This window comes from Acidimicrobiia bacterium, from assembly GCA_041394025.1.
Lineage (GTDB): Bacteria > Actinomycetota > Acidimicrobiia > IMCC26256 > JAOSJL01 > JAOSJL01.
Genome location: JAWKJA010000003.1, coordinates 470,200 through 479,912 on the forward strand (window position 1 = coordinate 470,200; position 9,713 = coordinate 479,912).

At 69.7% G+C, this 9,713-nt stretch carries 10 protein-coding genes; 6 read left to right on the forward strand and 4 right to left on the reverse strand.

The features are described from left to right. Window positions 1–8 precede the first annotated feature (8 nt). The gene (locus R3A49_09580) at window positions 9–1,139 is read left to right on the forward strand and encodes a ribonuclease D (GenBank protein ID MEZ5170980.1); all 1,131 of its coding nucleotides are present in this window, start codon (window positions 9–11) and stop codon (window positions 1,137–1,139) included. Window positions 1,140–1,175: 36 nt separating this feature from the next. Here R3A49_09580 and R3A49_09585 read toward each other — a convergent pair whose 3' ends face one another. Beyond that, window positions 1,176–1,565, reverse strand: a complete 390-nt coding sequence (locus tag R3A49_09585) for a VOC family protein (protein ID MEZ5170981.1) — start codon at window positions 1,563–1,565, stop codon at window positions 1,176–1,178. A 98-nt stretch (window positions 1,566–1,663) separates the two neighbouring features. Here R3A49_09585 and R3A49_09590 point away from each other — a divergent pair, with 98 nt between their 5' ends. The 3 genes from R3A49_09590 (at window position 1,664) to R3A49_09600 (ending at window position 4,198) form a co-directional block, all read left to right on the forward strand. Next, on the forward strand, window positions 1,664–2,191 hold the full coding sequence (locus tag R3A49_09590) for a hypothetical protein (protein MEZ5170982.1): 528 nt from the start codon (window positions 1,664–1,666) through the stop codon (window positions 2,189–2,191). A 163-nt stretch (window positions 2,192–2,354) separates the two neighbouring features. Continuing rightward, window positions 2,355–3,809 carry an alkaline phosphatase D family protein gene (locus R3A49_09595; protein MEZ5170983.1) on the forward strand — a complete coding sequence of 485 codons (1,455 nt, stop codon included), beginning with the start codon at window positions 2,355–2,357 and terminating at the stop codon, window positions 3,807–3,809. Between the two features lie 23 nt (window positions 3,810–3,832). Next, the gene (locus tag R3A49_09600; GenBank protein ID MEZ5170984.1) at window positions 3,833–4,198 is read left to right on the forward strand and encodes a VOC family protein; all 366 of its coding nucleotides are present in this window, start codon (window positions 3,833–3,835) and stop codon (window positions 4,196–4,198) included. 20 nt (window positions 4,199–4,218) lie between these two features. Here R3A49_09600 and R3A49_09605 read toward each other — a convergent pair whose 3' ends face one another. Then, entirely contained in the window at window positions 4,219–6,105 is a 1,887-nt protein-coding gene (locus R3A49_09605; protein ID MEZ5170985.1) for a potassium transporter Kup, read from the reverse strand. A 156-nt stretch (window positions 6,106–6,261) separates the two neighbouring features. Between R3A49_09605 and R3A49_09610 the strand changes: the two genes are divergently transcribed. Both R3A49_09610 and R3A49_09615 read left to right on the forward strand, forming a co-directional pair. Then, window positions 6,262–7,110 (forward strand): alpha/beta hydrolase, encoded by an 849-nt coding sequence (locus R3A49_09610; protein ID MEZ5170986.1) that lies wholly within the window; start codon window positions 6,262–6,264, stop codon window positions 7,108–7,110. Between the two features lie 106 nt (window positions 7,111–7,216). Continuing rightward, the gene (locus R3A49_09615; GenBank protein ID MEZ5170987.1) at window positions 7,217–7,813 is read left to right on the forward strand and encodes a GNAT family N-acetyltransferase; all 597 of its coding nucleotides are present in this window, start codon (window positions 7,217–7,219) and stop codon (window positions 7,811–7,813) included. Here the strand turns inward: R3A49_09615 and R3A49_09620 are convergent. Together R3A49_09620 and R3A49_09625 are read right to left on the reverse strand one after the other, a co-directional pair. Then, the gene (locus R3A49_09620; GenBank protein MEZ5170988.1) at window positions 7,804–8,763 is read right to left on the reverse strand and encodes a WYL domain-containing protein; all 960 of its coding nucleotides are present in this window, start codon (window positions 8,761–8,763) and stop codon (window positions 7,804–7,806) included. The genes R3A49_09615 and R3A49_09620 overlap by 10 nt on opposite strands. Next, window positions 8,760–9,689, reverse strand: a complete 930-nt coding sequence (locus R3A49_09625) for a WYL domain-containing protein (GenBank protein ID MEZ5170989.1) — start codon at window positions 9,687–9,689, stop codon at window positions 8,760–8,762. The genes R3A49_09620 and R3A49_09625 overlap by 4 nt, the downstream gene beginning before the upstream one ends. Window positions 9,690–9,713 lie beyond the last annotated feature (24 nt).

The window sequence follows — 9,713 nt, forward strand, 5'->3', positions numbered from 1 at the left end:
CCCGCTGGGTGGACGATCCATCCGGTCTTGCCACCGTCGTCGCGGCCCTCCGAGACGAGTCGGCCTACGGCCTCGACACCGAGTTCCACGGCGAGCGGAGCTACTTCCCGCAGCTGGCACTTCTGCAGTGCGCGTGGCCCGGTGGAGTCGCCCTCATCGACCCCCTCGCCCTCGACGTCTCGCCCCTCGCGGAGATCCTCGACGGCGACGGCACCATGGTGACCCACGCGGGCGACCAGGATCTCGCCATCCTCGAGCGCGCCACGGGAACCACGCCGACCCACCTCTTCGACACGCAGGTGGCAGCCGGCTTTGTCGGTCTGGGCTCTCCCGGCCTCGCCGACCTCGTCCGTCGCGTCACGGGCGAGAAGATGGCAAAGGGTCAGCAGCTCACCGACTGGACCCGTCGACCCCTCGACGAGAAGCAGTGTCAGTACGCGGCGGCCGATGTCGAGTACCTACTCGACCTCTACCACATACTTCGGGAACGTCTCGAGGAGATGCGTCGCCTCGACTGGGCCCTCGACGAGTGTGACGAACTCCTCGCCCGCGACCGGTCGCCCCGCGACCCCGACACGGCCTGGTGGAAGATCAAGGGGAGTCGGCGCTTCCGCGGCGAGACCCGCCGCGTCGCCCAGACGGTGGCTGCCTGGCGTGAGCGCACCGCCGTGAAACGGGATCTCCCCCCGCGTTTCGTGCTGTCGGATCTCGCGCTGGCCGGAATCGCGCAACGTCGGCCGCGTACGGCGAAGCAGTTCCTGGCGGTTCGCGGCCTCGACCGCGGTGGGCTGAACGAGCGGACCCGGCAGGAGGTGCTCGACGCGGTCGGGGAGGGGATCGACCTCGACGACGACCGTGTGCTGCCACCACCGGACGGCAAGGAGCTCGACCGGTCACTCGGCCCCGCTGTCACGGTGATCCTCGCCTGGGCCAACCAGCGTGCGTCCGATCTGGACCTGCACACCTCGGCACTCGCGACGCGCGCCGACGTGGTCGACTACCTACGCGACGGCTCGGGCCGCCTGTCGCACGGGTGGCGGCACGAGGTTCTGGCCGAGACGATCGACCGCCTCCTCGACGGCCACCAGGCTCTCGCGCTCCGTCCGGAAGGCGGGCTCCGGCTCCACGACCTCGCCTAGACGCGTTGTCCCGGCATCACCCCGGTGCCCTCGCCGTCAACGGGTGTCACGGCGTAACGGGTGGTCGTCGGGCACTTCCACGAGTACGAGCACGAGCCCGTCGGGGTCGAGAACCCGCGCCTCGCGTAGTCCCCAGTACTTGTCCGTCGGTGCCTCGAACGACTCGACCCCCGCATCAATCAGACGCTCGTACTCGGCGTCGACGCCACGGACCTGCCACCACAGCGCCAGATGCTCGCTCACGACCCCAGCATCACTCCGTCCCGAGATCTCGAGAAATCCACCCCCCGTGAAGAAGACGACGCCCCGGGAGTCGCCGCTGCCGAACTCCCGGTACGGGTGCAGGCCCACGGTGCGCGCGTAGAACCCGTAGGACCGGTCGAAGTCGGTCGGGTGGAGAAGCACTCGGCTGGAGAGGACGTCCATCGGGACGATCCTACGCAGTCCCGCCAGTCGTTCCGCGAGCCGCGCCGAAACGGCCCGACAGCTAGTGTGCGCCTGTCGGGTCGTCGTCGGGGGTTGTGATGAAGCGTGCTCGGTTGACCCTGCTCGTCGGGGTGTCGGTCCTCGTCCTCGTGGCGGTCTCCTGCAGCAGCGACAGCAACGACAGCAACGACAACGACAGCGGCGACGTGTCGATCACCTCGTTCGATGTGCCCGACAGCGCCGACTGCTCGGGGGACGGCACGGGGACTGTCGAGGTGAGCTGGGAGACCGAGGGTGCCACCGAGGTGGAGATCTCCGTCGACGGTGACCAGGTCGCCTCGGGCCCCGACCCCTCCGGCACCAACGAGATCGACGTCCCCTGCGACGGCGAGGACCACGACATCGAGCTCACAGCCGACGACGGCGACGGCAAGACCGCCTCACAGACCGAGACGGTCAGCACCGAGGCCTCCGGCGGTGGCGGCGGTGGCGGGACCACGACGACCGGTGGCGGGGCGACGACGGATAACACCTCCACGACGACGCAGCCGAGCAACACGACGACGACGGGTGGCACGACGCCCACACAGCCGAACGCTCCGACAGGTCAGGTTGCGGACCAGTAGAGGACAACGGCGTGCGGCGCTCCTGCCAGAGCTGACGCGTCGGCGGTTCCTCGGCGCGTCAGCGGCGGCGACCTTCCTCGCGGCGTGCAGCCGGGGCGGTGGGAGCGACTCGGCACGACCGGCCGTCCCGCCCCGCCTGGAACGGGATCCGTTCAGCCTCGGCGTGGCGTCGGGCGATCCGTCGGCCTACTCCGTCGTCCTCTGGACGCGGCTCGCTCCGGTCCCGACAGAGGGTGGCGGCATGCCCGACGAGGACGTCGAGGTCGGCTGGGAGATCGCCACCGACGAGGACATGGGCGACATCGCTGCGAGCGGCGTTGCTCTCGCCGTGCCCGAACTCGGGCACTCCGTGCACGTCGACGCCGGCGGGCTGGATCCCGACCGTCCCTACTGGTTCAGGTTCTTCACCGGCGACTGGGAAACCCCGGTCGCGCGTACACGAACGACGCCCGCACCGGACGCGTCGCCGGAGCGGCTGCGTTTCGGTCACGTGTCCTGCCAGAACTACGAGGCTGCCTTCTACGCCGCCTATGCAGACCTCGCGGCGCACGACCCCGACCTCGTCGTGCACTGTGGCGACTACATCTACGAGTTCCCGTCGACCGATGTCGGGGAGGGCTTCGAGAACGTCATCGTGCGCGACGACCCTCTCCCGGAGGCCCTCGACCTGGACGGCTACCGCAACCGCTACGCGCTCTACAAGGAGGACCGTCACCTCCAGGCGGCACACGCCGTTGCGCCGTGGCTGGTCACCTGGGACGACCACGAGGTCGAGAACAACTACACCGCCGACAGCCCCGAGTCCGACAGTGAGACCCCCGACCGCGCGTCGTTCCTCGCACGGCGCGCTGCGGCCTACCAGGCGTGGTGGGAGCACATGCCGGTTCGGATGGAGCCACCCGACGGGCCCGACCTGGCGATCTACCGCCGCTCGACGTTCGGCGACCTGGCGCGGTTCCTGGTGCTCGACACCCGCCAGTACCGGACACCGCAGGTCTGTGGCGATCCCGATGTCCCCCTCGGCGACGTCGGGCCACGCTGTGACGCCGCCTTCGCCCCGGAGACGACCGTCCTCGGGCCGGAGCAGGAGCGCTGGGTGGCCGACGAGCTCGCGGCTTCCGACGCCGTGTGGAACGTGCTCGCGCAGCAGATCGTGGTCCAACAGTGGCGCTTCGGGCCGGGAAACAAGGCCTGGAACCTCGACCAGTGGGACGGCTACCCCGCGGCCCGCGACCGTCTGCTCGACACGCTCGCGCGGAGCGGGGCGACGAACCCCGTGGTTCTCACCGGCGACGTGCACTCCAGTTGGGTCGGAGGCCTCACCACCGACTTCGACGACCCCGACGCGCCGACGCTCGGCACCGAGTTCGTGGCGCCGGGCATCTCCTCGGACAACGGCGCCGTGGCCGTCGCCGCCGACGTCGTGCCGGGCAACAGCCCCCACGTGGCATGGGCCGAGGCGATGCACCGGGGCTGGGTGCTGCACGACGTGTCGCGCGACGCCTGGGACGCCGAGTACCGCTTCGTCGACGATCCGGGCTCCGACGACTCCGGGAGCAGCACCGGCTCCACGTGGACGCTCCCCGCCGGCCCCGGCTCCGTAGCGATCCGGACCTGAGAACAACGACAGAAAGGAACGTGATGGCGCAGCGTGTGGCAACGGTGGCGGCGGTTGTGATCAACGTCGTCGACCTGGAGAAGGAACAGGAGTTCTGGTCGGAGCTCCTCGGTGTCGGAGTGGCCCGCGAGGTCCCCGGCTTCTTCGTGTGGCTCGAGCCGCAGCACGAGGGCGGGATCTCCGTGGCACTCCAGCTGACCGAGGCGCGCTCGGAGGGCCGGAACCCCGTCCACCTCGACACCTACGTGGACGATGTGGCCGAGGCGCGCCGTCGCATCGAGGCGCTGGGCGGCAGCCACGTGGAGGACCACGAGATCTTCGACTTCTCGTGGACCATCATGGCCGATCCCGAGGGTAACGTCTTCTGCATCGCTCCGAAGGACCAGTAGCGCGTCGTTACCGGCCCTCGCTACAGCTCGACCTGGATCCCCGCCTCGAAGATCCGGTCTCCCGGCAGGTTGAAGTACGACGCGGCACTCGACGCGTTGCGGCTCATGAGCACGTACAGGTGCTCACGCCAGCGGACCATGCCGGGGCGCGCCGTGGCCACCACCGTCTCGCGCCCGAGGAAGTACGTGGTGTCGACGGTGTTCACCCCGAGGTTGTGCTCCAGTGCCGCCGGAACGTCGGGGCTCTCCATGAACCCGTAGTGAAGCTCGACCTCGCAGATCCCCTCACCCAAGTCGTGGACCGTGCACCGGTGGATGGGATGGACCCTCGGGGCGTCGTCGGTGACGATCGACACGACGAAGAGCTGTTCGTGGAGCACCTTGTTGTGCCGGAAGTTGGCCAACAGCGCCGGCGGCGTCGTACCGCGCACGCTGTAGAGGAACACCGCCGTGCCGGGTACCCGTTCGGGGTTCTTGCGGAGCGCGCTCTCGATGAAGGTCGACAGCTCGGTCTGGCGTCGTTGGATCTTCTGGCCCACCAGGTGACGGCCGGTGTGCCACGTCGTGAGGACCGTGAAGACGACGACGCCCACCACGAGCGGGAACCAGCCACCGTGGGGGATCTTGGGGATGTTCGCCCCGAAGAACGCCAGGTCCACGGCCAGGAACACGCCACAGACCGCCGCGGCCGCTGTGAACGACCACTTGAAGACCTCGCGGGCGACGACGAAGAAGAGGACCGTGGTGATCACCATCGTGGTCGTGACCGCCACCCCGTAGGCGGCGGCCAGGCCGCTCGACTCCTTGAAGCCGATCACGAGCCCGACGCAGGCGATCATGAGGATCCAGTTCACGAGCGGCACGTAGATTTGGCCCATCTCGGTGGCCGACGTGTGGATGATCCGAAGGCGCGGCGCGTAACCGAGCTGCGTTGCCTGCCGCGTCAGTGAGAAGGCACCCGAGATCAGCGCCTGGGACGCGATGACCGTCGCCGCGGTGGCGAGCACGACGAGCGGGTAGAGCCCCCACTCCGGCGCCAGGAGGTAGAAGGGGTTCTCGATCGCCGACGGGTCGTTGATGAGGAGGGCGCCCTGGCCGAAGTAGTTCAGCAGGAGGCCGGGGAGCACGAGCGAGAACCACCCGATCGCGATCGGCCCGTGCCCGAAGTGGCCCATGTCGGCGTAGAGCGCCTCACCACCGGTCACGACGAGGAACACCGAACCGAGGGCGAGGAACCCGGTCCAGGCGTTGTCAGCGAAGAACGCCACGGCGTGGTGGGGCAGAACCGCCTCGAGCACGCCGGGATGCCGGGCGATCTCGGCGGCCCCGAGCGCCCCGATGACCACGAACCACACGACCATCACCGGGCCGAAGACCCGCCCGACGGTGCCCGTGCCCCACTTCTGGACCGCGAAGAGCGTGACGAGGATCACGACCGAGATAGGGATGACGAGGTCACTGAGGCCGGGTGTGGCGACCTCGGTTCCCTCGACGGCACTCAGCACGGAGATGGCGGGGGTGATCATGCCGTCGCCGTAGAGAAGCGCGGTTCCGAAGAGGCCGATCATGATCAGGATCCATCGACGACGCTGCCCGTTGCCCGACCTCGGTGTGACGAGAGCGGTGAGGGCGAGGATCCCGCCCTCTCCGTCGTTGTCGGCGCGCATCACGAAGACGAGGTACTTCAGGGTGATGACGATGATGAGCGACCAGAAGATCAGCGACAGGAGCCCCAGAACGTTCGACTCGGCCACGGCGATCTCGTGGCCGGAGCCCACGAAGGACTCGCGCAGCGCGTAGAGGGGGCTGGTCCCGATGTCGCCGTAGACGACGCCGAGGGCACCGAGTGACAGGACGGCCGTGTAGGACGCGCCGCGGTGTCTCCGCTCCTGGGTGTGCTCCGCCATCAGACCTTCCGTGGTTGGGCCGCCCCGCATGATGCCTGTTGCCGGAGCGTTGGCGAAATCGGGCCGTCGGCGGTGTCCGTGGCCACCGGAGGAACGTGCAACGATGCACCGGTGACTCCAAACGAAGCCGCCGCTCCCGAGTGGTTCACGGACGCTCTGGCGGCGCCGTCCGACGATGTCGCCGTCACCGTCGACGGGTGCCCGGTCAACTCCCGGCGATGGGGGCAACCGGGCCGGCCCGGGATCGTCCTCGTGCACGGGGGAGGTGCGAACTCCCACTGGTGGGACCACCTCGCACCGCTGATTGCACGCGACGAGTACCGCGTCGCGGCCATCGATCTGTCGGGCCACGGCGACAGCGGGCGACGCAGCGACTACACGCACGGACGGTGGGCCGAGGAGGTCCTCGCCGTGGCCCACGACGCGGAGATCTCCGGCCCACCGATCGTGATCGCCCACAGCATGGGCGGCTGGGTGGCGATCACCGCGGCGGCCACCTACGGCGACGCGCTGGCGGGCATCATGATCCTCGACACGCCCGTGTGGCGCCTCGCACCCGAAGAACAGGCCGCCAAGCGCCGGGAGGCCTTCGGGCCGCTACGCACCTACCCCACACTCGACGCCGCTCTCGAGCGGTACCGCACCGTGCCCGACCAGCCCACCTCGTTGCCCTACGTCGTCGACCACATCGCACGGAACTCGGCACGCCGCACCGCTGACGGGTGGACATGGAAGTTCGACCCGGAGATCTTCGCCTTCCGGCTCCCGACCGGTGACACCCTCCAGCGCGTGACGTCGCGTGTGGCACTGTTCCGCTCCCAGAACGGCCTCGTGACAGCCGACATCGGCGACTACATGTACGAGCAGCTCGGCCGTGTCGCACCGGTCATCGAGATCCCCCTGGCCTGGCACCACGTCATGCTCGACCAGCCGCTCCCCCTCCTCGTGGGACTCCGCACGCTGCTCGCCGACTGGGAGCACTCCGATCCGTACCGGCGCTCCTGACAGTGGATCCGCGCGGCGCGCGCCCACCGGTGGGACATGCTGGGCCGTTCCTGGTCGACGACGTGGCCGACCGCGACCCGGGGAAGCCCCAGACACAGTGACCGAGGTGCGCCGAGCAACGAAAGGCGACCGCTCCGCAGCGGCCGGCACCCTCGGTGCGGCTTTCGTGACCGACCCGGTCATGTCGTACCTGCTGCGCGACGTCCCCCACCGCCAACGGCTGCTGCGCAACTACTTCCACGCCGATCTCGGCGCCGAGTTCCGTCGCGACGACCACCTCGTGTTCGTGGGCGCCGAGGCAGCCGCCGTCGCCATCTGGCGCGGAGTCGACAGGTGGAAGCTGCGGTTTCCCGACACGCTGCGACTCCTGTGGCCGGGCCTGCGGGCGTTCGGGCCCAGCCCCGGCCTCAGCGTGCTCCGCAAGATCGAGGCGGTCCATCCCCTCGAACCGCACTACTACCTCGATTCCATCGGCACCCTCCCCACCCGGCAGGGGGAGGGGCTCGGCGCACGCCTCCTGACGGCGATGACCAACCGCGCCGACGCCGAGGGCCTCCCCTGCTACCTCGAGTCGTCGAACCCGGTCAACGAGCCCTTCTACGCCCGACACGGCTTCGGGATCCGCGACGAGGTCCATCTCGGTGGCGGCGTCCCCGTCATGCGCACGATGTGGCGCGATCCCCGACGCCCCGATCAGGCGTAGAGAGCGAGAACCTCCCGGGCGAGGGCGTCGCGACGCTGCGCCAGCTCGTGGGGTGCGGTCACCGAGGAGCCGCCCGGCAGGCGCAACAGGAGGTGGTCGAGAGTCGCCGCGCCGTACACGGTCAGCGAGACGTCGACGAGGTGAGGCTGCTGCTCCACATCAGTGGTCTGCCGGATCAGGTAGTCGGCGTCGAGCATCCGGAGGGCGGAGCGCGGCACCCGCAGGTCGACGTCGACGGCGTGGTCGGACAGGTCGAAGAAGTCGGGAAGCTCCACGTCGGGTGGATCCGGGAAGGTCCCGTCGGCCACCTCGGCGTCGGTCATGCGGTCGACACGGAAGTACTTGGGCTCCCCACCGCCGACCTCCGGCCCGAACACGTACCAGTTGCCCCAGTTGCAGAACACGCGGTGTGGCTCGACCTCGCGCTCCGACGGTTCGGCGAGACCCGCCTTCACGTAGGAGAACCTCAGCGTGCGCCGGCGCGTCGCCGCCTCGCGGGCGACTCCGAGTGCCGGTGGCGTGTCGACCGCCACATGGACCGCTGCACCGAGCGCGTCGGAGAGCCTGTCGAGCGCGCGGTCGAGCTCGCGTCGCTGCGCGAACGTGCTCGCCCGGTACGCGAGTCCTGCCGTGAGCAGGTGCAGGACCAGGTCGCGTTCGGGGGGCTCCGTCACGAGGTTGCGCAGCCAGTTGTCCTCCTCGACCACGAGTGTCCCGTCCTCGGTGAGGAGGAACGCACGCGACTCGTTGATCTGCTCACCGATTCGCCCGCCGCGGGGTGTGAGCCGGAAGTCGAGGTAGAGCACCGGCTCGAGGAGCGCGTGCAGGGTGTCGGCACTCACACCGACCGCGTCGGCCGCGTCGTCGAGGCTCACCGCACCCTGCTCCTCGGCCAATGCCAGCGCGCCGAGCACCGCGTCGAAGCGTCGGGCGCCACCCACGGGACTCACGTGCCGACCGCCGCCTCGAGGTGTGAGCGAAGAGCGTCGACCAGGGCCGGGGGCCCCACGACGGTGGCGCACGTACCGGCAACCAGCACCGTGTCGACGAACGCCTCGTAGTGTCGGACCTCGGCCTCCACGAGGGCCCGGCCGTCCTCCTCGCCGGTGACGGCGCCCTGGAGGCGGGTGGCGAGGGCGCCCGCGATCTCGCGGTCGGCGAGGATCCGGGCACGGACAGGCGGGTCGTGGCCCCATGCATCGGGGTGGAGGTCGAAGGCCTTCGCAGGATCGAACTCGTCGGGCACGACGTACCCACCGCCCGGGCCGACCGTGACACCGCCGTCGTCGTCCGTGACCTCGATCCGGTCGAGGCGGAAACGCCGGATGTCCTCACGGTCGCGGTCGTAGCCGACGAGGTACCAGCGCCGTCGCCAGTGGCCCAGGGCCCACGGCTCGACCGAACGTGGCACCCCGTCGTGCACGAACTCGACCGGTCGGCGCGCCGCGATGGCCCCGGTGAGGGCACCAACGAGACCGTGGAGGTGGAGCCACACCGACGCGTCCCGTGAGTCGACACCCGCCGAGAGCTCACCGGGGTGCAACTCGAGGTCGTCGTCGATGTGGACGGCGGCCGCAGCAGCGAAGAGTGCTCGCCGCTCCTCCGACGTGAGGAACGGTCGGGGTAGCGAGTAGTTGCCCTCCTCGTCGACGTCGACCCGGATCCGGAACGAGTCCTCGAGCGACGTCAGGTCACGCCGCAGCTTCTTACGCGTCCCCTCGTAGGTGCCGTCGGCGTAGTCGGGCAGGTCGGCGGTGATGTGCTCCAGGGTGACGGACCGTCCGTCGGAGGCGTTGTGGCGCAGGTAGGCGGCCAGGCGCAGCAGCCGCTCCGCGACCGCCTGGCTCAGTGGTCGACCCCCGGCGTCAGGCACCATGCCGGAAGGTTAGGCACCGCCGGG

Bases quoted from the DNA above. Each gene is read 5' to 3' on its own strand.
- R3A49_09625 (MEZ5170989.1), bottom strand. From the start codon at position 9,689: ATGGTGCCTGACGCCGGGGGTCGACCACTGAGCCAGGCGGTCGCGGAG.
- R3A49_09605 (MEZ5170985.1), bottom strand. From the start codon at position 6,105: ATGGCGGAGCACACCCAGGAGCGGAGACACCGCGGCGCGTCCTACACG.
- R3A49_09600 (MEZ5170984.1), top strand. From the start codon at position 3,833: ATGGCGCAGCGTGTGGCAACGGTGGCGGCGGTTGTGATCAACGTCGTC.
- R3A49_09590 (MEZ5170982.1), top strand. From the start codon at position 1,664: ATGAAGCGTGCTCGGTTGACCCTGCTCGTCGGGGTGTCGGTCCTCGTC.
- R3A49_09585 (MEZ5170981.1), bottom strand. From the start codon at position 1,565: ATGGACGTCCTCTCCAGCCGAGTGCTTCTCCACCCGACCGACTTCGAC.